The following is a 26,329-nucleotide window of genomic DNA, read 5'->3' as shown; positions in this document are numbered from 1 at the left end:
CTAAGGTGGTAAGTTATTTTTCTGCGTTAGGAAGTTCTCAGCTTTCCTTCCTTCTCTGTATAACCGGGTAAAATAACTCGTGTCCTTTTCTTTGCTTTTTGTAAAACATCCATTTATTGTTATTTAATATATCTTATTCATTTTATTTTTGCAAGTGTTTAAAAAATTTATTTATTTAATTAAAAAAGTGAAACCAAATTTTTTTGGTTTCACTTCACAATTTTACCAATCTTGTGGTTCGTAATTTAAGTCTGCAAATAGACGTCTTTTCTCTTTCTTCGTTAAATCTCTCCACTGCCCAACTGGTAAATTATTCAATTCGATATTCATAATTCTCGTACGTTTTAACGTGTATACTTGATAACCTAAAGCTTCACACATACGGCGAATTTGACGATTTAGCCCTTGTGTTAAAATAATTTGGAACTCATATTTTGATAACTGTGTAACCTCACAAGGAAGCGTTTTTGTTCCTAAAATTTTAACACCCGCTGCCATTTTCTCTAAGAAATCAGGTGTAATTGGCTTATCTACTGAAACGATATATTCTTTCTCATGTTTGTTTTCAGCACGTAAAATTTCATTAACAATATCACCATCATTCGTTAATAAAATTAAACCGTCTGAGTCTTTATCAAGACGTCCAATGTGACTAATTCGTAAAGGATGGTTCACTAAATCGATAATATTACCTTTTACAGCTTTTTCACTCGTACATGTAATACCTACTGGTTTATTTAAAGCGATATATACGTGATCTCGAGCAATTCGAAGCTGCTCTCCATTTACTCGTACATCATCACCTGGGTTCACTTGGTCACCAATTTTTGCAACCTTACCGTTAATAATTACTCTTCTCTCATTAATTAGTTTATCCGCTCCACGTCGAGACGCTTTTCCAGCTTCACTAATAAATTTATTGATACGCAAATTAGGCACATCCTTTTCTAAAAAAAATTTCAAGCTCACACTGCTTCTACCGTACAATACAAAAGGGTAAGCCTCCTATTATAACTTAAATATATTAACATGAAAGGGTATATAACGTCTTCTATTAATTACTTGTTTATAAGAAAATATCTTTATTATACATTCATTTATGCACTTTTTCATCGTTTAATATACAAGCCATTCTTCCTTACATACAGCTTGTTTTCCTTGTATCTTTTCTATATCTTCATGAATATTAGCTAATTTATATAAATCTGGGAAAATCTCTTCCACATAATGTTGGTGCGCTATTTCATCTTTCCAATACGTTAACACTATGTAACGATTTTCATTTTTCAAAGACTTCCCAACTACTCCACCTAGCATTCCTTTTGCTTTTTCCATTCCTTTATTCCAAATTGTTTCTTGCTTATGTAAAAAATGCTTTTCCTTTTCCAACTTTACATCACATATAGCAACTCTTACGAATGCTCCCTCTATTACAACGTCTTTCAAATGCATATCAGTTATATCATACAACGTTTGAAATAATTCAATTTCACATGAAAGAAACGTATCCTCTTGATTACTATTTAAATAAATTGTATCGTGAGCACCATTCATAAATGATTGATATACACTTCTATCTTCCCATAAAGTAAATACACATGCCTCATCTTCATTCCATCCACCAAATTGTCCATGAAAACCATCTAGGTGCTGTATATCACGCCATTTTTCTTGCGCATTTGAAAACAATTCCTTTTTCTCTTCTTCCACCTTACAGTAGATTGTTTTTAGTAACATTTTTAATTCCCCCTTATGATTCGATCCATTTACTTACTCGAAGTTTGATGCCCCTCCGTAAATGCTGTAAATTGATTACCGAAATACTTAGCTTGTAAAAAGACATCTAGAATATAAAAATTCAAATCTCTTGCTTCGCTTTCTTATTCCACTTACAGTTTACATAACATAATTATATATTACTGATTATCTATATCATTCAATAAAACATCCTATTTTTTATACTTGGCAAACTATCAACTCATTTCCATAAGAAATACTATTTTATTCTATACGCATAATAATTTTAATTCAAACAATTCAGAATTAAAATCCAAAAAAGATAGAAAGTAAACAATCTTACATTATCATCTACTCCCTATCTCTTTTATCATCAATTATTTTTCAAATAAATAATACGTAATGTCTCCTGGATAATGTACTACTGCTACCTTCCGCTCCCCTTTTTTAAAACTAACAGTATGCCCGTTTTCCCCTAAGTTCTCCCATCCACTCGCCTTTGTAATTGGCATTACACTTATATATTGATAGTCCTCTTCCTTATCATCGTTAATATGAATTGCTGACATTGGTACTGGAAAACCTTTAATTTTAGATTCTTTATTCATAAATATGAATGCAATTAAACCAACTAATAACATAGCCATTGAAATATTTGAAACTAGTTTTCTTCTATTCATTTTCACTAAAAACCCTCTTTTCTCACATATAACTTTCATCATTTTACTAACTTTAATTATTTATGTATAGAAAAGATATAATTTAAATCATTTCCAACCTATTTTCTCTACTCTAAACAACATTATTGTTATATATTATAATTATAAGTTTTTAAATTTTGGAGGCGTTACATATTGCAGAAATTATTTTTTACTAAATGGACAGTTATTATTTCTATTTTCATCATTTTCGGTACAATTTTCTACGTTACTAATGTTAAAAATAACAACGAAAAAGCACCTGTAGAAACAGCGGATACAAAAACTTTCAAAACGAAATTACAACCTAAAATTAATGAATTGACTACTACTTATAATGACATCATCGAAAAAGATTGGTTGCCTGCCTGGGAAGAGATTAACACGAATGGAGATTCAGTAGATCGAAATAAACTATTAGTTACAATGAATGCTGTTTCCAAGCAGTATGAAACAATTATGAACGAAATAGACACACTTAAAATTGAAGAAAACATAGCAGATATAGATATACAAAAACAACTCCTTCAATTCACAACTCAGTTTAAATCCGCATCAAATTTCATGAAAAATGCAGCAAATTTGATTATAGACGGAACAAATAACTCTATTCCAACCAATGAAACTATTGAAAAAACAAAACAAGCTTTAGGACTTGCGGATCAACATATTGTCATCGCTTTATCTACTTTAAATGAAGTTGAAGATAAATTAGGACTTACAAAAAAATAAAACTATTTACTATTTTAAAATAAAAAATGATTGCAATTCACAATTTGTATGTCTATAATGTTTTTATTGATTTACAATCAATGTGTTTGTAAATTTTATAATTCGGATGAACCATTCAGGAGAAGGTCTATTGATCTACCGACGGGGCAAAAAGTTGTTATACCAACTTTGAAACTCTCAGGTCTTGGTTACAAGTAGAACTGCATGGGGACGAATCTCTGGAGAGACTCCCTCTCGCTTTTATAGAGCGCGGAGGAAAACGAGCACCGAAGGAGCAAATCCGCTACTTTAGCGGATAATCTCTCAGGTAAAAGGACAGAGACAAGCGAAAGAAAAAGCCGATTGTATCGGTTTATTTTTCTATCCCTTGTTTCTCCAGAGACCATTTCATTTACTTGAAGTGGTTTTTATTTTTTCTAAAAAAGGAGAATAAAGATGGAGACAGTAAGTAAAGTATTAGAACAACTAAATCAATACGTGTGGGGATTACCAACTTTGTTGCTACTCGTTGGAACTGGTGTCATTCTCACAGTGCGTTTGAAAGGTTTACAGTTTAGTAAACTATTATACGCTCACAAACTAGCGTTTAAAAAATCAGAAGATACTTCTTCTTCTGGAGATATTAGTCACTTCCAAGCACTTATGACAGCTATGGCCGCAACGATTGGTATGGGAAATATAGCCGGTGTTGCAACAGCTGTTACTATAGGTGGACCTGGTGCAATATTTTGGATGTGGATTACCGCATTGTTCGGTATGGCAACAAAGTATGCTGAAGCAATACTTGCAGTGAAATACCGTGTTAGTAATGAAAATGGTGAATATTCAGGTGGGCCAATGTATTATTTAGAACGTGGTTTGGGTAAGAAATGGCTAGCAGTATTATTCGCTATATTCGGTACAACTGCTTCTTTCGGTATTGGTAATATGGTGCAATCTAATTCAGTTGCAGAGGCAATGCGAATTAATTTCTCTTTCCCTCCTGCTTTAACTGGTATACTAATGGCATTTTTAATCGCAATTGTTATTTTAGGCGGTGTAAAAAAAATCGGGAAAGTGACGGGATATGTCGTTCCTATTAAAGCTTTCTTTTATATAATTGCTGGTCTTATAATTATTTTCTATCACTACGACCAAATTCCTGAAGCATTTTCACTTATTTTTTCTGGTGCATTTAATGGTACAGCAGCTGCTGGTGGTTTTATTGGGGCAACAGTTGCATCAGCTATTCAAATCGGAATGGCGCGTGGTGTATTTGCGAATGAAGCTGGTTTAGGGAGTGCACCAATTGCGGCGGCGGCTGCAAAAACTGATTCACCTGCAAAGCAAGCTTTAGTTTCAATGACTGGTACTTTTCTAGATACGTTTATTGTATGTACAATTACAGGACTAGTATTAATTACTACAGGTGCTTGGAAATCTGGTAAAACTGGTGTTGAAGCTACAACACTTGCATTCCAATCTGTATTTGGTACTGCTGGTAGTATGATTCTCGGTATCGCAATTATTTTATTTGCCTACTCTACTATTTTAGGCTGGTCGTATTATGGAGAAAAATGTGTAGCTTATTTATTCGGAGAAAGTGCTGTTAAATATTATAAAGCAATCTTTATTTTCATGATTGCAATTGGTGCTAATTTAAAGCTAGGAATCGTATGGACATTTGCTGATATTGCAAATGGACTTATGGCCATTCCAAACTTAATTGGTCTAATTGGATTAAGTAGTATTGTTGTTGCTGAAACGAATCGCTTTTTACAAGCAGAGAAATTGAAAGAAAATAATAAAAAACAGGCAAGTTAATCTATGAAAAAAGGAATGACTCATACATGATGAGCATTCCTTTTTTCATCCCCTCTTTTACTTAATTACTATCATTAAAAATATATTTATATCAATGTTTACTCCTTTTTATTCCTCCAAAAGTTTTTCACATAAATGTCATAAATCGTATGGTCTAACTATATAGTTGAAAAGGAATGCGACATTAAAGTGTCGCTGAAAAACTCATCCAAGAAAAGGGAGGAAAAATCTTTTGAAAAACAAAATCATTGTTTTCCTATCTGTTTTATCATTTATTATTGGTGGTTTCTTCTTTAACACAAATACTTCAAGCGCTGAAACATCATCTACTGATTACGTTCCTAACCAATTAATCGTTAAGTTCAAGCAAAATGCATCTTTAAGTAATGTGCAATCTTTTCATAAATCTGTCGGAGCTAATGTCTTATCTAAAGATGATAAGTTAGGTTTTGAAGTCGTACAATTTTCAAAAGGTACTGTAAAAGAAAAAATAAAGAGTTATAAAAATAATCCAGATGTGGAATATGCAGAACCGAATTATTACGTTCACGCCTTTTGGACTCCAAACGACCCATATTTTAAAAATCAATATGGATTACAAAAGATTCAAGCTCCACAAGCTTGGGATAGCCAACGAAGTGATCCTGGTGTAAAAGTAGCTATTATTGATACAGGAGTTCAAGGTTCACATCCTGATTTGGCTTCGAAAGTAATTTATGGGCATGATTATGTTGATAACGACAATACATCTGATGATGGTAATGGTCATGGTACACATTGCGCTGGAATTACTGGAGCACTTACGAATAACAGTGTCGGAATTGCTGGTGTTGCCCCACAAACTTCAATTTATGCTGTCCGCGTATTAGATAATCAAGGAAGTGGTACTCTTGATGCTGTAGCGCAAGGTATTCGAGAAGCTGCTGATTCGGGTGCAAAAGTAATTAGTTTAAGTTTAGGAGCTCCAAATGGTGGTACTGCATTACAACAAGCCGTTCAATATGCATGGAATAAAGGCTCTGTTATAGTTGCAGCTGCTGGAAATGCTGGAAATACAAAAGCTAATTACCCTGCTTATTACAGCGAAGTAATTGCAGTTGGTTCTACAGATCAATCAGATAGAAAATCTTCATTTTCTACTTATGGTAGCTGGGTAGATGTTGCAGCACCAGGTTCAAATATATATTCAACATATAAAGGAAGCACGTATCAATCATTAAGTGGTACATCTATGGCAACACCTCATGTTGCAGGAGTCGCTGCTCTTTTAGCAAATCAAGGATATAGTAATACACAAATTCGCCAAATTATTGAGTCAACTTCTGAGAAAATTAGTGGTACAGGTACGTACTGGAAAAATGGTAGAGTCAATGCATTTAAGGCTGTACAATACGCTAAGCAATTACAAGAAAATAAAGCTTCTTAAGAAAACTTTAATCAGTCGATCTACCATAAATGTGGAATAAAATAGAAGGAGAGACTTCTATAATTAAAGCCTCTCCTTCTTACAAACTATATTACTCTCCCTGCTTTTTAACCATATGTAAATACAGTACAAAATCCATCATTGTCGACGAATGACCAAGTTGACGGATCATCGCTGTTATATTTCCTCTATGATATGTACCATGATTTACGACATGTTGTACTAACTCTAAAATTGAAGCTTCTAATGCACCTGCATATGGATTCTCAATAACAAATACAGCATTCACATCTTGTATTGTAATTAAAAAGTCTTTATATTGATTTGCCATATTTTCAAACATTTTTTCTAATTCATGTAACGATTTAGTTTCAATTCGTTTTCGTAAATCTTCTCGGTCTTGTATTGCTTCATTCATACTTTTACCATGCAATATATGTAACCACACTTGATCTGTAATATAAATATGCACAAAAGTATCCTTAATGGATGGGAATACACTCTGTATCTGCTCATTAAAAATTGTCTCATAGTTTGGTAACTCTTTTAATCGATTGAATAATATTGTATTAGCCCAAGCATGATAATCACACTGTTTTAATATATATTCTTTCAATTTATATTACCTCCTTATTGTATGAAACGAATGGTTTGTTTCTTCATTTCTGATTCTCTATCAGCCTTTGCAATCCCTTTTTCTTTCATTTCATGTTTATTTATCGTTTTATATTTTACATACGTATGAAATTCCGTTTGAAATGGAAATGGTGTAATCCGAATTGTTTCCTCGTCCACCCATTCAGCTTGAATAAGTTTCTCATCCTTACTATTAAACATTTCTGTTCCTTCAAAACCATCTTTAAATAAATCAATTTCATCTTTCTTTTTTACACCAGGCTTATTCATACATACGTATAAAGAAAGTTCATCACAAAACTTTAATAATCTATAATGTTTATCAAACATCGCAAACTGTTCCTTTGTTAACGTTTTCAAAATTCTTTTTTGTCGTTCTAATTCATGTTTATAAAATGACATCATCTCTTCATCTTCCTCGTTTAGTGGAAATGATAAAAAATGTTTACTGCAAAGCAATGCCCCGTATGGATTATAATTTTCAATTTCATTCAAACCAATCGTATAAAAAACAAAACGTAATGGGCTTGGACAATCCATAAATGTATATGGAATATTTTTAGCATCATTTAAAATTGGTACTTTATCTAGCTCTATCCATCCTCTGTCATGCTCAAATATTGCATCAACTGTTTCTTTTAAATATGTTTTACTTTCAAAAAAGTGTTCTTTTATATGTTTTGCAATCTCTCCAGCTAAAAAACCATGATCATGTTGACGAATTAATATACTTTCCTTCTCATTTTTTTCACGAAAAATCATTCATATACTCCCCCTCATCCTCATATTAAAGCTTTTTATATGTATCGATTCTTAATTAATCCCTAAATAATAGAAGGGATTCAGTCTCTTGCAACGAAATTAACATAATTATATAGTATTCTTTCTAATCATAGTGATAGCTTTATCTTTACTATCTATTATACTAAAACATTCATTCCAAAAATTTTTTTATGAGGTGAAAACATGAACAAAACAGAATTAATTAAAAACGTAGCACAATCAGCTGATATTTCTCAAAAGGACGCTTCTGCAGCTGTACAATCCGTATTTGACACAATTGCTAATGCATTACAATCTGGCGATAAAGTTCAATTAATCGGATTTGGAACTTTTGAAGTGCGCGAAAGATCTGCTCGTACAGGACGTAATCCGCAAACTGGCGAAGAAATTCAAATCGCAGCTGGTAAAGTTCCTGCATTTAAAGCAGGTAAAGAATTAAAAGAAGCTGTTAAATAAACAAGAAACCAGCCATTTTATAGGCTGGTTTCTCGTTTTTATTTAAGCAATTGCTTTATATTCTCTGCATGATACACTTCACAAATATAAAATACACATTTGCAGTTACTTACAATTTGATACTTTCTAGTTGGATACACATTCGCTGTAACAGAACATCCATCAAACAATTCAATAATATTTCCAGATGGCTGATATCCTTCATATAATACGTTTCTTCTTACTTCCATCTTTTCTATAAGCTTTTCAACAGGAATATTTCCACTCTCTAATTCACTCTTTATTGCGTCCGGTAAAAACGAAGTGTCTGCAAAAATTAGATTTTCAGATAACACCTTTCCTTTATAACTAACATTAGATACACGGTAAAGAAATGTTCCATCTTTATCAAAGAAATTCTTTGCTTCTTTCGGAATGTTCTGTCTACCAAGTGCCTCTTGTTCAAGAACATCAAACTGAACTGTATCATTTAAAAGCTTTTCTAAAGCATGAATGGATGATGTATCTCCAGAAAATAAAATATTTTTAATTGCTTGTACGTTATAAGTGAATTCATTCTTTCTATTTTCCGCTACTAACATGAGGAACACCTCTTCTATAATTTTTTTATTTAAGATTTAAAAGTGCTGCCGCGTCTAATTGCGTAATTTCAGTCACTTCCTTACTGAATATTGCAACAGAGGCCCTATAATCTAAACTAGGCCTTACATCTTCCATCATTGTATTACTTGCTAACTCTTGTCTATCCTTAAAAACCAACAAGTTTGGAGGATCATTTGGAGCTGATACTGTAATATGTACTGGCGGAATCAATAGTCCTTCGCCTGTCGCTTTCAGCACCGCTTCTTTTCGAGTCCAATATGTTAAAAAACCTTCTATTTTCTGTTCATTTGGTAGTTTCATAACTTGCGCTATTTCAATGTCTGTTAATACACCTTCTGCCATTTTCACAACATCTACATTTGGATTCATTTGTTCTACATCTATGCCAACAGGTGCAGATTTTGTAAATGCAACGACAACCCACTCACCTGAATGCGAAACAGATAATTGCGGCATACCTTCTGGTAATTGTGGTCTACCATGTTGCAATTTACATACTGAGCACATTCGATCAATTGGTACTTGGACTGGTGACATAGAAAGTATCTTGCCGAGAACGAATCTACTAATTACGCAACCTATTATAAAACGAGCTCGATCTGCCGAATGATGATACGAATTTGCTTTCTCTCGCTCTATATCATTTAGTAAATTGTAATGCCATGATTGTAAATCTGAAATTCTTGCCCACCATATTTGACAATCATTCTCATTCAAAGTTGGAACAGAATCTGCAACTTTACTTTCTATCATGTAAACTCTCCTTTATTCAACGAATATCAATTTTCATAAAAAAGCATACGTATATTGTTATTCATTGACGAGTGCTTTCTCTTTTTTTGATACAGATAATGTTTTTTCTTTCTTATTTGACATTACCTCTTTATCGGAAATACGTAAAGAAAATAGTAGTGCTATGAGCAAAAATATTGCTGATCCAATTAATGCTGCTTGATATGGTAAAAAATCGGATTGAACGTTATTACTTCCAAAACCAGCTAGTATACTAGCTAAAACAGCTACTCCTATAGCTGAACCTAATCGATTTTGCACATTGAATATAGTAGTCGCTCTCCCCATGGAAGGCGGCGTGATATTGTTAAAGGCAGAAAATTGAACCGCACCGACAGATTGACCTAAGAAAATACCGATACCAAACAATAATGCCCGAATTTGCCACGGATTCGTATCGTGATTTACAAAACTTAATAAAACAAAGATAATCGCCGTACAAATTAATCCTATAGAAATTACCTTTCGAGCTCCTAATTTCTTATATGACCATGGCACAATTTGTGAAGAAATCATTAATCCAATCGCCTCTGGAAATGTCGTAAGTCCTGATTCTAGCGCGGAAACTCCTATCACATTTTGATACATAAGTGGAAAAACAAATAACATTCCTAGTAAACCAGCTGATGAAAATAATGATATAAGGCTCATCTTTCTAAAGACTGGTTCTTTTAATAAGCGTAAATCTAACATTGGTTGCTTTACTTTCAGTTCTACGATTATAAACAATGTAATGAATACAACCCCAGCTATCCCAGTACTCATAATTTCTGGAGAAATCCACCCTTTTGATGGTCCCTGGCTGAGTGCATATATGAGCATCGCAAATCCTGGTGCTGATAAAATAAAGCCGAGAGAATCAAAGCGACCAGCTGATTTTTCAACATGCTCTGCTAAAAATAGAAGTCCAAAGAGCAATGCAACGATTCCAAACGGTAGATTAATATAAAATGCCCAACGCCAAGACATTTGATCTACAAAGAAACCACCGATGATAGGACCAATTGCTGGTGCTACAGCAATTGGAAGTACAATGAACCGAGAAATCTTCGGTCTTTCCTCTCGTGAAAATGTTCGAAATAACATCGCCATTCCGACCGGTGTTAAAAGCCCTCCACCAGCACCTTGAATAATACGGAAAATATTCAATGAAGTAATATCGTTAGCCATTCCGCATAAAGCAGAGGCAATTGTAAATACGAAAAGAGCAATTAAAAATACTCTTTTCGTACCAAATCGATCTCCTAACCAACCAGAAATCGGAAGGAAAACAGCTAAACTAACTAAATACCCAACATTAACCGTCCCCATTGCAGATGGAGGTACTTGTAGTTCTTTACTTATCGTTTGTAGTGCTACATTTACAATCGTTGCATCCATCGCAGCCATAAACATCGCAGTTATATAAACGATACTTACGACTACTTTTGGATTTAGTTTTGCTTTCATTATCGTTTTCCTGCTAATGTTTTTTCACGAACTTGATTACTTTTTGGATTCAAATCTTTCCAGTTATATTCAACATATTCTAAGCAACTCTGCCTACTAGCTTCTTCATATACGACACTCCAGCCAATAGGTACATCGAGAAAAGCAGGCCAGAGAGAATACTGGCCCTCCTCATTTATTAATACTTTATATGTGTAATTATCATTTTCAAATGGATTCGTCATACTCTACTTACCCCTTTCTTATTCTGCAAATATTTCGCTAATACTTGTCCAATTTCCGTAAGTGGACCTGGCTGACATAAATCTTTATGTCTACAGTCAATATCATGCTGCACAATTTGCCCATCTAAATAATTTAGCCACGTATTTGGAGAAATAGGATCAAACCAGTCTGGTATAACAGTAGATCTAAAGAATAAGATGTCTCCGTTATAAACTTTCGGTACATATTTCCCTAACAACCCTACTGAATTTACATATGTTTCTTTCAAGTTCAATATAGTCTCTTCTTCAAGACTTGCTAATGCACTTCCATCTTTACGAAGGATTTCAACTGCACTTTCCATTGTAAGTGGTTTACCATCCATGTTATCTGGGTCATATCCGCCTAAAGCGAGTAATGCGATTAACGCTTCCTCTTCAGTAGGCGCTTCCGTATTCGGCAAGAAGTGTCCAGGATAAGAATCAAGCATAACGAGTAATTCTACTTCTTCCCCTTCATTTTGTAGTTGCGCCGCCATTGCATGCACAACATTTCCTCCAAGCGACCAACCTAATAAACGATATGGTCCATGAGGCTGTACTTCACGAACGTGTTTCAAGTAATCCGCCGCCATCTCCTCTAAACTTTTTGGAAGTTCTTCATTTTTAGCGATACCACGTGCTTGTACACCATAGATTGGATAATCTGTCCCTAAAGATTTCATAAGTCCTGCATAGCACCAACTTAATCCACCTGCTGGATGTACACAAAATAGTGGTAATTGATCCCCGCTTGCTCGTAATGGAAGCAACACATCAAGTGCACTTTGACCATTCCCCATCTCAAGTCTTTCAGCTAACCCTGCAACAGTCGGTGCTGCAAATAAAGTACCAATGTTTAGTTCCACTCCAAGCGCCTCTTTAATGCGGCTCATAAGCTGTACTGCAAGGAGTGAATGGCCACCAAGATCAAAGAATCCGTCATCAATTCCAATTTGAGGTACACTTAGCACTTCTGTAAACAAGTCACATAACATTTCTTCTTGCGGTGTTCTTGGACCACGACTAGAAGATGATGCGATAAATTCTGGAGCTGGCAATGCCTTTCTATCTAATTTACCGTTTGGAGTTAAAGGTAACTCATTTACTACTACAAAAGCGTATGGAACCATATAATCTGGTAAACTACCACCAGCAAACTGACGCATTTCATTCGTATCAATCGCTTCATTATTTGATGCAACGATATAAGAAACTAACCGTTTATCCCCTGGTTGATCTTCCCGTACAATAACGGCTACTTGCTCAACTTTAGGGTGCTTCATTATGACTGCTTCTATTTCTCCTAATTCAATTCGAAATCCACGAATTTTTATTTGATGATCTGCACGTCCTATATAATCTAGCGTCCCATCTTTACGCCAGCGAGCTAAGTCTCCTGTACGATACATTCTTGTACCTGGCTTGCCAAATGGATCTGCGATAAAGCGTTCAGCCGTTAATCCTGCTCTTCCTAAATATCCACGCGCAAGCCCTGCACCTGCAACATACATTTCTCCAACTACTCCAGGTGGCACTGGTTGTAAATAGTTGTCTAACACATACACTTTAAGGTCAGGTATACTGCACCCAATTAAACTATTTGCTCGTAAAGAGACGATAGTTTCATCTAATTCAATATAACTAACATGTACTGTCGTCTCCGTAATACCGTACATATTAATAAGCTTTGGTGCGTTATGAGGATGTCGACTATACCAATCTTCTAAGCGACTTAGCTCAAGTGCTTCTCCTCCAAAAACAACATATCGTAAAGATAATTTTTGGCCAATCTCTTCATTTTCACGATCTGCTTGCATCAATTGATAGAACGCTGATGGAGTTTGGTTTAAAACTGTAACCTTTTCTTTAACAAGAAGCTGTAAAAATTCTTTCGGTGAGCGACTTACAGTATGTGGCACTACAACTAAACGCCCTCCGTATAATAAAGGTCCCCAAATTTCCCAAACCGAGAAATCAAAAGCGTATGAATGGAACATCGTCCAAACATCGTTTCCGTCAAACTGGAACCAATGATCAGTTGCTCCTAAAAGTCTTACTACATTTTGATGAGGTATCATAACGCCTTTCGGTCTACCCGTTGAGCCTGACGTATAAATAACGTAAGCAATATGTGATGGAGATAATGGCTTAATTCGTTCCATTTCATCAATATTGTCATCACTATATTTCTCAACTTCTGCTATTACTTTCACATCATCAACTAAAACTTTTAGTGCCTCATCACATTCAATTTCCACTTCTGAATTCGTTAAAACACATGATGGTTTCGCATCGTGTAGCATAAATGAAATGCGGTCTGCTGGGTAATCTGGATCTAACGGAAGGTATCCAGCACCAGCTTTAAGAACAGCTAATAAGCTTACAACCATGTTTAATGATCTTGGCATCGCTAAAGCAACTAGTTGATCAGGACCAATCCCTTTTGCTATTAGGAATCGAGCTATTTTATTTGCTTTTCTATTTAACTCTTCATAAGTTAATTTCTTATCTTCAAAGACAACAGCTATAGAATTTGGATTTATATGAGCCTGCTTTTCAAACAATTGTGGCAATGTCATCTCTGGTACAATTTGAAAACCACCATTCCACTTTTCTAACACTGTATTTTTCTCTGCTACAGTTAATATTTCTAATCTGCCAATTGATTGATCCGGATTTGTAGCTGCATCATCTAATAACAAAATGAATCGTTCTATTAGTTTTTGAACCGTTTCACGTTTATATAAATCGGTACTAAACTCTAGTAATCCATGTAAACCGTTCGGAGTACCATCAACCCCGTTACTCTCACTAATTTCAAATGTTAAATCAAATTTTGCAGAACCAACGCTTTGAATTTCAAGGCTCGCTTCTAAATCTGGTGCATGAAACGTTGCTTCTGGTGTATTTTGAAAAGCTAACATAACTTGAAATAACGGGTGGCTGTTTCGAGTACGTACTGGATTTAACACTTCAACAAGCCTTTCAAATGGAACATCTTGATTTTCATAAGCTGCAAGATTTACCTGCTTCACTCTATTTAATAATTCTTTAAAACTTGGATCTCCTGACGTATTTGTACGTAACACTAATGTATTTACAAATAAACCAACGATATCTGAAAGTACATCATCATTTCTTCCAGCAATCGGACTTCCAATTGGTATATCAGTTCCTGCACCTAATCTTGTAAATAGTGCACTAAGCCCTGCTTGCAATACCATAAACAAACTAACTCCATTTTTACGTGCAAGCTCTACTAACCTACTATGCATACCTTCATCTATATGAAAATGAATTGTTTCCCCGCGGTAACTCGTCTCAATTGGACGCTGGAAATCTGTAGGTAACTCCATTTGGTCTGGTAAACCTTTAAGTTCTTCTTTCCAAAAATCTAATTGTGTTGAAATAAGACTCTCTGGTGTCGTTTCATCACCTAGCAATTGCTGTTGCCAAAGTGCATAATCTGCGTATTGAACGGGTAGTGTCTCCAGCTGAACTCTGTCACCTTGACATCGTGCTTTATACGCCGCTGTAAAATCTCTCGTTAACGGCTGTAATGACCAGCCATCACCTACAATATGATGTAATAAAATTAATAATACATGTTCGGTTTCACTCACTGTAAAAAGTTGCAAACGAACTGCCGGCTCAATATCGAGGTTAAAACTATATCTTACCGCCTTTGAAAGTACACTTTCTAATTCATCTTTACATGTATTAGTTATTACCATTTCTAGATTTAAGTTTTCCATATCTAAAATTTTCTGATAGGAACTACCTAATACGTTAGGGAAAATTGTTCTAAGTGTTTCATGTTTCTCAACTACATCATAAAAAGCACCTTGTAATGCTTCCCGATTCAATATTCCATTCATACGAATGACTAGCGGAATATTATAAGTAGGACTTGGACCTTCTAAACAATTTAAGAACCATAACCTGCGCTGTGCAAATGAAAGTGGAATTTCATTTGACCTACTTGCTTTCTGAATAGCTGGTCTTGCACTTTTTGCATGGTTTAATTGTTGCGCCAGTTCGGCAACAGTTGGTGATTCAAATAGTTTCCCAATTCCTAATTCCACACTTAACGTTTCACGAATTCTTGCCATTAAACGAGATGCGAGAAGTGAATGTCCACCCATTTCAAAGAAATTATCATCAATGCTAATTCGAGAAACACCAAGTACTTCTGCAAATAAATCACATAATATTTCTTCTTTCGGATTTCTAGCAACCCTCTCATTGTTCATTCCATTAAAATCAGGAGCAGGTAATTTCTTTCTGTCAACCTTACCATTTGGCGTTAATGGTAATTCTTCTAGCACAACAAATGCCGATGGTATCATATAATTCGCTAAACTTTCTGAAACATAAGAACGAATTTCTGAAAGATTAATCGGTTCCTTTTCTTCTGCAACGATATACGCAATGATGCGTTTATCATTTGGACGATCTTCTCGTACCATTACTACCGCTTGTTGAATATTTTCATGTCGTTGTAATACCGTTTCAATTTCAGCTAATTCAATTCGGAATCCACGAATTTTAATTTGATGATCTGCGCGACTAATGTACTCTAACGCACCATCACTACGCCATTTCACAAGATCTCCTGTACGGTACATGCGCTTCCCTGATTCTCCATAAGGATTTGCAACAAACCGTTCAGCTGTTAACTCAGGTTTTCCTAAATATCCGCTTGCAAGTCCTTCCCCTGCAATATATAATTCCCCAATAACTCCAGGTGGAACTGGTTGTAACCCTGCATCCAATACATACACTTCTGTGTTGCAAATTGGCTTTCCGATAGGAGGTATACCCTTTTCACCTTCATCAATGTTCATGAAAGTAGACCAAATCGTCGTTTCAGTTGGTCCATATAAATTAGTTATTGAGCAACCTAATTCTTTTAATTTATTTGCTAAATGCGCTGGAAGAGCTTCACCACCAACTAGTATGTTTAGCCCTTGTAGCTTTTCTGGATAATCAGTTACTAACGCCTGCCAAAGCGTCGGTGTAGCCTGCATAATGGTCACTCTTTCTTCTTGTAAAAGTGTCGTTAATGCTGATGGCTCTTGTATGTCTTCTTTTTGCGCAATTGTTAAACTTGCACCACTAATAAGAGGTAAATAAATTTCTAGAGCAGAAATATCAAACGCAAACGTTGTAACTGCTAATAAATGATCATTTTCATTTAATGAAAACTTTTGTTGCATAGCCATTAAAAAGTTACTTAAACCTCTCATAGGAACAATTACACCTTTTGGGTTTCCTGTTGAGCCTGAAGTATATATTGTATAGGCTGGGTTTAAAAGTGATACATCATTCTTACATGCTATATTCATACGAGAATATGTATGTAACGCTATTTTCGTTTCTTCATCATCTAATACAATTTTTTTCATATCATTTTCTATAACTAACTTAGATGAAACAGATGAATGTGTTATGATACAAACTGGTTTTGCATCATTTACTATATAATTAACTCTTTCTGCTGGGTATTCTGGATCTATTGGTAAATACGCTGCACCAGCCTTTACGACTGCTAGCATACTAACTACCATTTCTATTGATCTAGGGAATACTAAAGCTACAAACTGATTTGGTCGTATTCCTTCTTCTACTAAATAATGTGCTAGTTCATTCGCTCGTTCATTTAGCTCTTTATACGTAAGGTTTACACCGTCACAAGTAATCGCTAGTTTATTTGGATTTTTTTGCACTTGTTTTTCAAATGATATAGGTAGACTAATTAACTCATCATCTTCCTTCGTTTCATTCCATTCCAATAAAACTTTATGATTTTCTTCAGGCAGAGTAATGTTTATTTTTCCAATCGACTCGTTTTTCTCATAATTATTTATTACTAATTCAAATAGATTCATAAATCTTTCTTTATGCAATGCTAGCTCTGCGCCATTATATACTTCGGGATTCGCATCAAAATGAATCATTAGCTCATTTTGATCAAAACGTTTATATACATTTATCGATAAATCATCTACAGGTCCTGCTGATAAGTTATGTGTAATACCACGATTTCCAGCAAAATTAAGCCCGTAATCAAAAGGCATAACATTCACTAACGGTCCAAACAACCTTTGATTTTCACCTAGTAACTTTAAGTCTCTTCTTAATTCCTCATGACGGTATTTATGATGGTGACGTACATCTCGAATTTCTTTAGAAACTTGCTGCAATAATTCCGCAAGAGTTATATTTGGAGTTACTGTAATACGAAGTGGAACTAAATTCATTACCATACTTGGTGTATGAATAGATACAGAACCTAAACGTCCCATCATCGGTAAACCTAAAACAATATCATTTTCACCTGTTAATTTATGCATATAAATACTTGTTACAGCGACAATGAATTCCGGCCAACTTGTTAACGAAATATTGATATCTTCTAGTAAAGTTTTCGTGCTAGAACTAGATAAATAAGCTGTTTCTCGTGAAAATCCATTTGATGTTCTCGGTGCTCGTTCTGCCAAACTTACAACTTCTGGGGCATCTGCAAACTTTTCTAACCAAAAAGTACGATTTTCCTGAAATTGTTTAGACTCACGATACTCAATATCTTCTTGCACAACTTTTGCAAGAGAACCAAATGGCTTTTCATTCTTGTTTGTTTCTTCTATAAGTGATGTATACTCATTCGCTACCTTTTGGCTAAGAAGTGAAAATCCATAGCCATCCATCACAATGTGATGGATACGCTGATACCAAAAGAAACGATTATTTTCAACTTGAATAAGTACTTCAGTAAATAAAGTATCTTTTTTCAAATCGACTGGCATAGATAAATCATTTTTCATCCATACTTTAGCAGCTTCTTCAGGGTTTTCTTCTTTCCGAACGTCAATAAAATGCATATGGAACTGTGATTCTTCAATAACTTGCCATGGGCCAATTTCATCCTCTTCGAAGCGAACGTGAAGTGCTTCTGCTTCCATTACAACTTTACGTACAGCTAATTCAAAAATGTCTTGATGAATATTCCCGTTTATTTCTACATATTCCCCAGTATTATATATCGGATTAAGCGGATCTAATTGTTGCGCAAACCACATACCAGACTGCGCAGATGATAACGAATGACGAATCTTTTGACTGTTAGGCATTCTTTACTACCCCTTTATTATGTAGTCTATTTGTTACAGCACCTGTGCTGTTTGTGAAGATAGTAAGCTGTACCAACCTGCAACAGTTGGACGTTCTGCTAAATCTGCAAACGTGATTTCTTTCCCTTCACGACGCCACTTCTCTACTAAACTCATAATTCTGACCGAATCAAGCCCTCTATTTAATAAGTCCTCATCAATATCAATACTCTCTACTGACTCACGAAGTAGTTGTGCAACTAGTTCATGTACTTGCTGTATAGTGATTCCTTCACTCTCATCACCTTTTACACTTTGTAAATCTTTTAACAGTAGGTTTGTTGATGTCGTTACTGCGCATCTATTAGATGCATACTCCAATGCTTGTTTATGATGTTCTAGTGAAAAATCAGCAACTGCATCTGCTACAAAGAACGGCTCTATACCATCCATAAATGCTTCACAAGCTGTTAAAAGGCATCCAATATGCGCATAAATACCGCAAATAATGAGTTGATCTCTTCCTTGTTCATTTAAAATTTCTAATAGATTTGTCTTTTTAAATGCACTATATCTCCATTTTGTTAGGAATATATCATCCTCATCAGGAGTAAGTTCATCAACAATTTTCTTTTTATCTGGTCCAGCAGGAATACCGTCACCCCAAAAGTCTTGTAATAAACCTCTTTGTTCTAACGTTTGTCCACCAGGTTGCGCTGTATAAACAACTGGTATACCAAGTTGTTTACATTTTTCTCTTATCATTTTAATATTTGAAATAAGTTCTACTTTTGGTGATTCTTTATCGCTATATGCATCAAGAAAATATTCTTGCATGTCATGAATTAAAAGTACTGCACGTTTCGGGTCTGGTGTCCAATTCACTTTATTTTTTGGTAGTTCTGATTCAATTGGCATTTTATATACTGAAATAGATGGGATAGCCATCTAATCACTTCCTTCCGGTTTTTATTATTGTTTTACTGTAATAAGTTTTTCAGCAATGACTTTACGTAGTTCTTTTTTGCTGACTTTTCCGACTCCTGTTTGCGGGAATGATTCAATAAATTCAATTCGATCTGGAATTTTATAAGCCGCTATACCACGTTCTCTTAAAAACATTTTTAATTCACTTACTGCCGGAACTTGTTCGCGAGCTATAACAAAAGCACAGGTGCGTTCACCTAAATAATCGTCAGGCATAGATACAATTGCTACGTCATGGACCGCATCGTGTGCTAATAAATGATTTTCAACTTCTTCCGCAGCAACTTTCTCACCACCACGGTTAATTTGATCTTTATCTCTTCCTTCTACAATGATGTATCCTTGTTCATTTACTTTTACAAGATCACCTGTGCGATAAAACCCATCCTTTGTAAATGATCGTGCATTATGCTCTTCAGCTTTATAGTAACCACGAATTGTATATGGACCTCTTGTTAATAAACTACCTACTTCGCCAGGTTGTACATCGTTGTCATTTTCATCAACAACTCGTACTTCATCGAGTGCAGACATTGGTCTACCTTGTGTATGAATAATAATTTCTTCCGGATCGTCTAATCTTGTATAGTTCACTAATCCTTCCGCCATACCGAATACTTGCTGTAACGTACATCCAAATGTAGGGCGTATACGTCTTGCAACCTCAGCGCTAAACTTAGCACCACCTACTTGAATAACCTCTAGGCTCGATAAATCGGTATTACGAGAAGATGCAGCATCAAGCCAAATCATTGCTAATGGCGGAACGAGCGCTGTAATTGTAACTTTTTCTTTTTCAATAAGAGCAAATGCCTCATCTGGACTACCACCAGTTGCCAATACCACTTTTCCACCCGCATAGAAAGTTCCAAATGTCCCTGGAGAACTCATTGGGTAATTGTGTGCTACCGGAAGAACTGCCATATAGACGCTTTCTGCATTCAAATTACAAATTTCAGCGCTTACACGTAAACTATAAATATAGTCATCATGTGTTCTAGGAATTAATTTAGAAAGACCTGTTGTCCCTCCTGATAATTGGAGAAATGCAACATCACTTGGCTGAACTTCTGGTAATGAGACGGGATCCATATACAGATCATTTATGTTCACAAACTCTTCTTCTTCCCCCACTACAATTACACGTTGTAAAGTTGGCACTTTCTCTTTCACTTCTCTTGCTAGTTTTCGATAATCAAAACCGAGAGCCTTATCTGAAATAACGTAAGCGCTCGCCTCGCCAAACTCACAAAAATAACTAATTTCACTGCTTCGATGTGAAGGTAGTGCGAAGACAGGAAGCGCTCCAATTCGAAATAGTGCAAAACATATTTCGAAAAACTCGATAATGTTAGGTAACTGGATTACAACTCTGTCCTCTTTCTTTATTCCTAAATTCAGTAAACCTGCTGCTAAACGATCTGCATTTTTATCAAGTTCACTATATGTTATATGCTTCTTACCACTTACAACCGCGATTCGATCTCCATATTTCTCAGCCCGCTCTCTTAATACTCCTCCAAATGTTTCACCAAGCCAACATCCTTCTTCTCGATAATGATCGGCAAATTCTTTTGGCCATTCTGTATAACCTACTAGCATTCTTTCTTCCCCCTATTTTTCATTAAGTGAACTATCTCTTAACCCTAAAGCTTTTAGCATTGTTTGGAACTTAGCTGATGTTTCTGCTAACTCATCTTCTGGTTTTGACTCAGCGACAACTCCAGCTCCTGCATATAAACGCAGTGTATTTTCTTGTACTTCAGCACAACGAATTGTAACAATCCATTCTCCATCTCCATTTAAATCGCTCCATCCTAGCATTCCTGTAAAGAACTCGCGGTCAAATGGCTCGATATGCTGTATAGCCTCTCTTGCTTTTTCCATCGGAGTTCCGCAAACTGCTGGCGTAGGATGAAGGGCAATTGCTAATTGTAAAGAAGAAGTATTTGGATCCTTCAGTTCACCTTTCACTTCTGTAGACAAATGCCACATCGCTTCACTATGAATAACTGATGGCTTTTCTGGAACATGTAATGTATGACAATACGGACGAAGTGCAGCGGCAACCGCTTCAACTACTACCGCATGTTCATGTAAATCTTTTGGAGAAGAAAGTAATTCCTCTGCCCTTCTTTTATCTTCTACTGGGTCCTCACTACGTGGCCTTGAACCAGCTAACGGATTAGAAATAACTTGCATACCATTACGTGAAACAAGCAATTCAGGACTTGCTCCAATTAGCGTCTTACTGTTCTCTTTTTCATCTTTCGGTAAATTCACAGCAAATGTATAACCATGCTTATTATGTTCTGCTAATTCTCGCAGAAGTTTTTGCTTATCAATCTTTTCGGAAGATTTAACATCTAACGATCTAGATAGAACGATTTTCTTTAAATCACCGTCCTGTATTTTTTTAATTCCTTGCTTCACACCATTCATATAAACTTCAGGGTCTGGTACTGGCGTCATTTCAAATGTTACGTTCTCATTTGTTTCAAGCTGATTTGTTGTATCCAATTGTAAACGCTCAGAAATTCTACTATATTCTGGTACGATAAGTTGGACTTCTTTTCTACGATCAAATGGCAAAGCACCCACAACGATAGGATTTGGATTTCCAGCTTGTTTCGCATTACTTAATGTCGCTTGCACAAGCTCTGGGAAATTTTCAATTTCACGATGCTTTACTGTAGTAAACTCTCCTTCTGCTAATATAGTTCGAGTTGGTGAAGCAAAAAAGAATGAAGATTCAGTCTTATAATCTTCTAAAAGTTTTTCTGACAATTCCTTTACAGCTATATGTTCATTCATAATATAATAACCTCCTGAATTTTTATTAAACTCCTAACGTAGCACCGCCATCGACACATAAATTGTGCATTGTAATATGACTTGCTCTATCTGAGGCTAAAAATAACACGGCTTCAGCAACTTCTGAAGGTTGTGCAATTTTTTGTAATGGAATTCCGAGTCTATATGTATTTTGAGAACCAGCAATTATATTTTTAGCTCCATTCTCATCAGCCCATAGTAATCTTTGCATCTCAGTTTCAGTAGAACCTGGAGAAACTAAGTTGCAGCGTATATTGTATGCCGCAAGCTCTAGTCCTAAACATTTCATAAACATCGTCGTTGCAGCCTTTGACGCAGCATACGCAGCCATCTCCATTCTCGGCGTATTTGCCGCATTTGAACCGACTGTAACAATTGCCCCTGATTTTCTTAACATCATATTTTTACTTACCGCTCGGGACATATTGAAAACCCCTGTAGTATTTACAGAGAATGTTTTATTCCAATCTTCATCACTTAACGAATGAATTGGTCCCATACGCAAAATCCCTGCAACGTTTACTAAAATATCTATTGGCGCTATTTCATTTGCAATATGATTTACCATGTCATCAACAGCAGTGCTATCACTCACGTCTAAACGAAACGTTTTCATACGTGTATTATTTAATTCATTTTGATTTAAGAGTACATTTAACCCCTCTTCATTTTGATCAACCGCAATAACTGTGGCTCCTCTTTCTAAAAACATTTTGGCAACAACACTGCCTATGCCTTGTGCTGCACCTGTTACTAAAACTGTTTTCCCATCAAATTCCCCTAAGTTCATTTTCTCTATCCTTTCACATAAACATTAAATTCATTAAGTAACACCAATGATATTGATTTTCATTATCAGTTGTGTTGTAAAAAATAATACACTTACTAAACTAATTGGTCAAGTGCGCATTACTTTAAAATCCATTTTATTGATAATGTTTTTCATTTACTATCTTACACCGAAATGATAATGTTTCTCAATAAACTTGTCAATCTTTTTTTATTTTTCAGACAAAGTATTTTAATGCTTCTTAATAAAATCATACCTAAACGCATTGAATGTACTTATATTATAAATAAAATTCAAACTCCTCTTTTTAAAATTGAAGAAGATAAACTAGAGATACGTTCATTTACAATGCTTTATGAAAAACTCAAGTATATATTTTCTCAATATTTTTCTGAAAATATATCTTACAAATACTAATGAATGTCTTCTTTACCATTTAAGATTTAATATATATTTCGAATACGATGTATCAATTTATCATATTCTAATATATTCCAAATGGGTATTCCACTCACTTTTACATCTATAAAAATCCCAAAAGTAATTTAACCTTGTTAAAATAACTCATAAAAAAAGCATCCTAATTAATAGAATAGGATGCTTTTTCGTAATCATAGTGTTATAGAAGATTTGTATACTTATGCTACGCTGCGATACTCTTCTTCTTGTTCTTTTTTCTGTTTAGGTGCTTGAATTAAAATTGCGATAATGAATGACACGACACATAATACACCGATCACCATGAACGTTGGTTTGAATCCACCTAGAAGTGCACCGATAAAGGAACCTGCAAGCGCCCCAAATCCAAATCCTTGATACACAATTCCGTAGTTCTTACTATGGTTTTTCATACCGAAGAAATCACCAACAATAGCTGGGAAAATAGTGATATTTCCACCAAAGCAAAACGCTACACTTGCTACACATACGAAGTAAATACCATAATTTAAATCTACAAAACTTAGAACTAAGACTGAACTCGCCATAACAACAAAAGTACCAGTAACGATTTTTAAACGCCCAATTTTATCCGATAACGGTCCTAAAATGATACGACCTAATGTATTGAAGATTGCAACCATAGCCACCGCATTAGCTGCTGTTGCTGCGCTAAGCCCTACAAGTTGAACACCAATGTCTTTTACCATACCAATTAAGTATAAGCCACTCATACATGATGTAAATAACATGATAAATAATAAGTATACTTGTTTTGTGCCTAACATTTCTTTCGTTGTGTATTCCTTAGTTTTTGTTTCATGAACTGCTCCTTGATCTGCAGCTTGATGGATTAAACAAGCACCAATTACAATCATAGCTGTAACAATTAAACCCCAGTATATAAATGCTTGCGATACACCAACTGATTCAATCAACTGTGCGTTAACGTATTTAAAGATTAAGCTACCTGAACCATATGCAGAGACAGAAATACCAGCAATTAAACCTTTACGCTCTGGAAACCACTTTATTAAATTTGATAGTGAAGTGATATATGCTGTACCATCTGCATAACCTACAACAACTCCTGCTAGTACATAAAGTAATATTAATGAGGACGCTTGTGAGCTAAGTATTAACCCTAGTCCTAATGCTAATCCAGCTATCATAATAAGTTTACGAAGTCCCCATTTTTCTTGCAATTTACTCGCAAATAAAGTTGAAAATGCTAAAGATAGACTAGTAATTGAAAAAGTTATCGCAACAGCGTTAAGACTCCAACCGTATTTACTAACTAAAGGCTGATTGAATAAACTCCATGTATATATCGTCCCAAGCCCCATTTGTACTATGACTGTGCCAAGGACAACAAACCATGGATTAACAGTTGATTTTTTCATATCTTTCCGCCTCCTCTTTCTATTTCAATGCTATTCGCTAAATTTACTTTTTTTATGTTCATTTTGGTCACCTCTTTTGATTTGACACCTTCATTGTATAAGATGTTTCTGTTTATGTAAGCACTTACAATATAGAGCGTCAAAAACATGGAATCAGTTACAAAAAACGAAGGATGAAATACAAAAAACTACTGATTAAATACAATAGAAAAATTTTTTATACTTCGATTCACCTTATTTTTTATAAAATCACAAATTTTTTTCCAATAAATAAAACTAAATATTCACTAATATATCTATCCGTGGTTTAATATATATAATAAAAAAATATTTCTGTCTTTAATGAGGAGGTACTATGAAAGCAAACGTAGGGGATACTATACTTTTTCAACGAAACAATTTAAAGATTACAGGATCTGTACTAAAACTTTATACTGAATCGGTCTTAGTTGAAATTACAAATGTAAGCGGTGGTACTTTTGAATTTGATCGAACAATTGTAAATCATAAAAACTATAAAGTTTTAAATACAAATACATAAAACAACACAAAATAGCCCCTGCTAAACAGCAGGGGCTATTTTATATAAAAATATTTCACTAGTTTATATACCCTAAAACATTAACAATCTTACTCGCTTTTAAATTGTTAATATGATAATAAATTTCTAAACCTCTTCTCTCTGCTCGTAACACTTTACCCTTCATTTTTGATAAATGTTGTGAAACAGTAGATTGCGGGATGTTCAGTAACTCTGTTAATTGTGTTACATTACAAGTTTTTCTTGTACTTAATTCATTTACAATTTGCAGTCGGATTGGATGCGCCATAATTTTTAAAATATCTACATCTTCTTCTGAAACTAAAGTTTTTTTCATTTCACTTGTATATGTTGTCATAAGACATTCCCCTTTTATATGAATTCCATTTTTATAAGATCTATTTCCAAAATTTTTAAAACCCTCGATTAAAACTTTTATATAGAAATAAAAGGATTTTAAATTTTTGAAAACAGAACTTACATTCACTTTATTTATTTGGTACATATACATAATACAATGTTAATATGTGCTCTATGTGAAGTTCGCATAAATTTATGATGAAGATTTATTTAGCCACTCGCATCCTACTCATCTAATTATCCACTACATAAAATCATCAGTTATTTTAACACATTTTAGGCGTTTGTATATACTATCTATAAAACAACTTTTATAAAGGGGGATTCATATGCCTACAGCGTTACAAGAAGAAGTCGAAGAAGCACGGGAAACATATGTCAGTCGTATCATCTTAGTTGGAGGATCGACTTTATTTTTAGTAGGCGGGGTTATATCGGCAATTTCAGCTTTTAAAGCTTATAATCGTTTGGAGAATACGCCGCCTTCTACAGATAATTCATAG

At 34.8% G+C, this 26,329-nt stretch carries 22 protein-coding genes and 1 riboswitch; of the genes, 6 read left to right on the top strand and 16 right to left on the bottom strand.

All coding sequences use genetic code 11. The annotated features are described in order from the left end of the window. Nucleotides 1-222 precede the first annotated feature (222 nt). The 3 genes from rluF to IBT51_RS21485 form a co-directional block, all read right to left on the bottom strand. A complete protein-coding gene (gene rluF, locus IBT51_RS21495; protein WP_001222162.1) occupies nt 223-930 on the bottom strand; it encodes a 23S rRNA pseudouridine(2604) synthase RluF in 708 nt (235 codons plus the stop codon). A gap of 186 nt (nt 931-1,116) precedes the next feature. Further along, entirely contained in the window at nt 1,117-1,737 is a 621-nt protein-coding gene (locus tag IBT51_RS21490) for a YdbC family protein (RefSeq protein WP_000925163.1), read from the bottom strand. 377 nt (nt 1,738-2,114) lie between these two features. After that, nucleotides 2,115-2,459, bottom strand: coding sequence for a hypothetical protein (locus tag IBT51_RS21485; RefSeq protein WP_200458571.1), 345 nt, complete (start codon nt 2,457-2,459; stop codon nt 2,115-2,117). Between the two features lie 132 nt (nt 2,460-2,591). On the opposite strand from IBT51_RS21485, the gene IBT51_RS21480 reads away from it, so the two are divergent. The 3 genes from IBT51_RS21480 (at nt 2,592) to IBT51_RS21470 (ending at nt 6,396) form a co-directional block, all read left to right on the top strand. Next, nucleotides 2,592-3,167 (top strand): hypothetical protein, encoded by a 576-nt coding sequence (locus IBT51_RS21480; protein ID WP_071730147.1) that lies wholly within the window; start codon nt 2,592-2,594, stop codon nt 3,165-3,167. A 208-nt stretch (nt 3,168-3,375) separates the two neighbouring features. Next, nucleotides 3,376-3,496: riboswitch (glycine riboswitch) on the top strand. A gap of 106 nt (nt 3,497-3,602) precedes the next feature. Further along, nucleotides 3,603-4,970, top strand: a complete 1,368-nt coding sequence (locus IBT51_RS21475) for an alanine/glycine:cation symporter family protein (RefSeq protein ID WP_071730145.1) — start codon at nt 3,603-3,605, stop codon at nt 4,968-4,970. A 232-nt stretch (nt 4,971-5,202) separates the two neighbouring features. After that, on the top strand, nt 5,203-6,396 hold the full coding sequence (locus IBT51_RS21470; RefSeq protein WP_200458572.1) for a S8 family peptidase: 1,194 nt from the start codon (nt 5,203-5,205) through the stop codon (nt 6,394-6,396). A 91-nt stretch (nt 6,397-6,487) separates the two neighbouring features. On the opposite strand, the gene IBT51_RS21465 is transcribed toward IBT51_RS21470, so the two are convergent. Both IBT51_RS21465 and IBT51_RS21460 read right to left on the bottom strand, forming a co-directional pair. After that, the gene (locus tag IBT51_RS21465; RefSeq protein WP_200458573.1) at nt 6,488-7,012 is read right to left on the bottom strand and encodes a DinB family protein; all 525 of its coding nucleotides are present in this window, start codon (nt 7,010-7,012) and stop codon (nt 6,488-6,490) included. Nucleotides 7,013-7,026: 14 nt separating this feature from the next. Then, nucleotides 7,027-7,794: a DUF3891 family protein gene (locus IBT51_RS21460; RefSeq protein ID WP_053564557.1), complete on the bottom strand. Its 768-nt coding sequence runs from the start codon at nt 7,792-7,794 to the stop codon at nt 7,027-7,029. Between the two features lie 204 nt (nt 7,795-7,998). Between IBT51_RS21460 and IBT51_RS21455 the strand changes: the two genes are divergently transcribed. Beyond that, on the top strand, nt 7,999-8,271 hold the full coding sequence (locus IBT51_RS21455; protein WP_001043905.1) for an HU family DNA-binding protein: 273 nt from the start codon (nt 7,999-8,001) through the stop codon (nt 8,269-8,271). Nucleotides 8,272-8,309: 38 nt separating this feature from the next. Here the strand turns inward: IBT51_RS21455 and IBT51_RS21450 are convergent, their stop codons facing one another. The 10 genes from IBT51_RS21450 to IBT51_RS21405 form a co-directional block, all read right to left on the bottom strand. Next, entirely contained in the window at nt 8,310-8,852 is a 543-nt protein-coding gene (locus tag IBT51_RS21450; RefSeq protein WP_053564558.1) for a hypothetical protein, read from the bottom strand. A gap of 25 nt (nt 8,853-8,877) precedes the next feature. After that, entirely contained in the window at nt 8,878-9,627 is a 750-nt protein-coding gene (gene sfp / locus IBT51_RS21445; RefSeq protein ID WP_200458574.1) for a 4'-phosphopantetheinyl transferase Sfp, read from the bottom strand. Between the two features lie 57 nt (nt 9,628-9,684). After that, nucleotides 9,685-11,115, bottom strand: coding sequence for an MDR family MFS transporter (locus IBT51_RS21440; RefSeq protein WP_098679656.1), 1,431 nt, complete (start codon nt 11,113-11,115; stop codon nt 9,685-9,687). After that, the gene (locus IBT51_RS21435) at nt 11,115-11,339 is read right to left on the bottom strand and encodes an MbtH family protein (RefSeq protein ID WP_000184060.1); all 225 of its coding nucleotides are present in this window, start codon (nt 11,337-11,339) and stop codon (nt 11,115-11,117) included. The genes IBT51_RS21440 and IBT51_RS21435 overlap by 1 nt, the downstream gene beginning before the upstream one ends. After that, the gene (locus IBT51_RS21430) at nt 11,336-18,493 is read right to left on the bottom strand and encodes an amino acid adenylation domain-containing protein (protein ID WP_200458575.1); all 7,158 of its coding nucleotides are present in this window, start codon (nt 18,491-18,493) and stop codon (nt 11,336-11,338) included. Before IBT51_RS21430 ends, IBT51_RS21435 begins: the two co-directional genes overlap by 4 nt. 33 nt (nt 18,494-18,526) lie before the next feature. Beyond that, nucleotides 18,527-19,420 (bottom strand): isochorismatase family protein, encoded by an 894-nt coding sequence (locus tag IBT51_RS21425; RefSeq protein WP_016512869.1) that lies wholly within the window; start codon nt 19,418-19,420, stop codon nt 18,527-18,529. A 24-nt stretch (nt 19,421-19,444) separates the two neighbouring features. Further along, entirely contained in the window at nt 19,445-21,061 is a 1,617-nt protein-coding gene (locus IBT51_RS21420; RefSeq protein ID WP_053564561.1) for a (2,3-dihydroxybenzoyl)adenylate synthase, read from the bottom strand. A gap of 12 nt (nt 21,062-21,073) precedes the next feature. Continuing rightward, nucleotides 21,074-22,273, bottom strand: a complete 1,200-nt coding sequence (gene dhbC, locus IBT51_RS21415; RefSeq protein ID WP_001002071.1) for an isochorismate synthase DhbC — start codon at nt 22,271-22,273, stop codon at nt 21,074-21,076. 25 nt (nt 22,274-22,298) lie between these two features. Next, nucleotides 22,299-23,084 carry a 2,3-dihydro-2,3-dihydroxybenzoate dehydrogenase gene (dhbA, locus tag IBT51_RS21410; RefSeq protein WP_200458576.1) on the bottom strand — a complete coding sequence of 262 codons (786 nt, stop codon included), beginning with the start codon at nt 23,082-23,084 and terminating at the stop codon, nt 22,299-22,301. Nucleotides 23,085-23,722: 638 nt separating this feature from the next. Next, a complete protein-coding gene (locus tag IBT51_RS21405) occupies nt 23,723-24,925 on the bottom strand; it encodes an L-lactate MFS transporter (RefSeq protein ID WP_000750111.1) in 1,203 nt (400 codons plus the stop codon). 355 nt (nt 24,926-25,280) lie between these two features. Between IBT51_RS21405 and IBT51_RS21400 the strand changes: the two genes are divergently transcribed. Next, entirely contained in the window at nt 25,281-25,466 is a 186-nt protein-coding gene (locus tag IBT51_RS21400; protein WP_000646793.1) for a YkvS family protein, read from the top strand. A gap of 58 nt (nt 25,467-25,524) precedes the next feature. Here the strand turns inward: IBT51_RS21400 and IBT51_RS21395 are convergent, their stop codons facing one another. After that, a complete protein-coding gene (locus IBT51_RS21395) occupies nt 25,525-25,824 on the bottom strand; it encodes an ArsR/SmtB family transcription factor (protein ID WP_000214794.1) in 300 nt (99 codons plus the stop codon). 331 nt (nt 25,825-26,155) lie between these two features. Here IBT51_RS21395 and IBT51_RS21390 point away from each other — a divergent pair, with 331 nt between their 5' ends. Further along, nucleotides 26,156-26,329, top strand: a complete 174-nt coding sequence (locus tag IBT51_RS21390) for a hypothetical protein (protein ID WP_001141668.1) — start codon at nt 26,156-26,158, stop codon at nt 26,327-26,329.

The organism is Bacillus sp. S71 (assembly GCF_016625265.1).
Lineage (GTDB): Bacteria > Bacillota > Bacilli > Bacillales > Bacillaceae_G > Bacillus_A > Bacillus_A cereus.
This window is presented reverse-complemented; position numbering and strand designations above follow the sequence as displayed.

Bases quoted from the DNA above. Each gene is read 5' to 3' on its own strand.
- IBT51_RS21490 (WP_000925163.1), bottom strand. From the start codon at position 1,737: ATGTTACTAAAAACAATCTACTGTAAGGTGGAAGAAGAGAAAAAGGAA.
- IBT51_RS21485 (WP_200458571.1), bottom strand. From the start codon at position 2,459: ATGATGAAAGTTATATGTGAGAAAAGAGGGTTTTTAGTGAAAATGAAT.
- IBT51_RS21475 (WP_071730145.1), top strand. From the start codon at position 3,603: ATGGAGACAGTAAGTAAAGTATTAGAACAACTAAATCAATACGTGTGG.
- IBT51_RS21460 (WP_053564557.1), bottom strand. From the start codon at position 7,794: ATGATTTTTCGTGAAAAAAATGAGAAGGAAAGTATATTAATTCGTCAA.
- IBT51_RS21455 (WP_001043905.1), top strand. From the start codon at position 7,999: ATGAACAAAACAGAATTAATTAAAAACGTAGCACAATCAGCTGATATT.
- IBT51_RS21450 (WP_053564558.1), bottom strand. From the start codon at position 8,852: ATGTTAGTAGCGGAAAATAGAAAGAATGAATTCACTTATAACGTACAA.
- sfp (WP_200458574.1), bottom strand. From the start codon at position 9,627: ATGATAGAAAGTAAAGTTGCAGATTCTGTTCCAACTTTGAATGAGAAT.
- IBT51_RS21440 (WP_098679656.1), bottom strand. From the start codon at position 11,115: ATGAAAGCAAAACTAAATCCAAAAGTAGTCGTAAGTATCGTTTATATA.
- IBT51_RS21435 (WP_000184060.1), bottom strand. From the start codon at position 11,339: ATGACGAATCCATTTGAAAATGATAATTACACATATAAAGTATTAATA.
- IBT51_RS21430 (WP_200458575.1), bottom strand. From the start codon at position 18,493: ATGCCTAACAGTCAAAAGATTCGTCATTCGTTATCATCTGCGCAGTCT.
- IBT51_RS21425 (WP_016512869.1), bottom strand. From the start codon at position 19,420: ATGGCTATCCCATCTATTTCAGTATATAAAATGCCAATTGAATCAGAA.
- IBT51_RS21420 (WP_053564561.1), bottom strand. From the start codon at position 21,061: ATGCTAGTAGGTTATACAGAATGGCCAAAAGAATTTGCCGATCATTAT.
- dhbC (WP_001002071.1), bottom strand. From the start codon at position 22,273: ATGAATGAACATATAGCTGTAAAGGAATTGTCAGAAAAACTTTTAGAA.
- dhbA (WP_200458576.1), bottom strand. From the start codon at position 23,084: ATGAACTTAGGGGAATTTGATGGGAAAACAGTTTTAGTAACAGGTGCA.
- IBT51_RS21405 (WP_000750111.1), bottom strand. From the start codon at position 24,925: ATGAAAAAATCAACTGTTAATCCATGGTTTGTTGTCCTTGGCACAGTC.
- IBT51_RS21400 (WP_000646793.1), top strand. From the start codon at position 25,281: ATGAAAGCAAACGTAGGGGATACTATACTTTTTCAACGAAACAATTTA.
- IBT51_RS21395 (WP_000214794.1), bottom strand. From the start codon at position 25,824: ATGACAACATATACAAGTGAAATGAAAAAAACTTTAGTTTCAGAAGAA.
- IBT51_RS21390 (WP_001141668.1), top strand. From the start codon at position 26,156: ATGCCTACAGCGTTACAAGAAGAAGTCGAAGAAGCACGGGAAACATAT.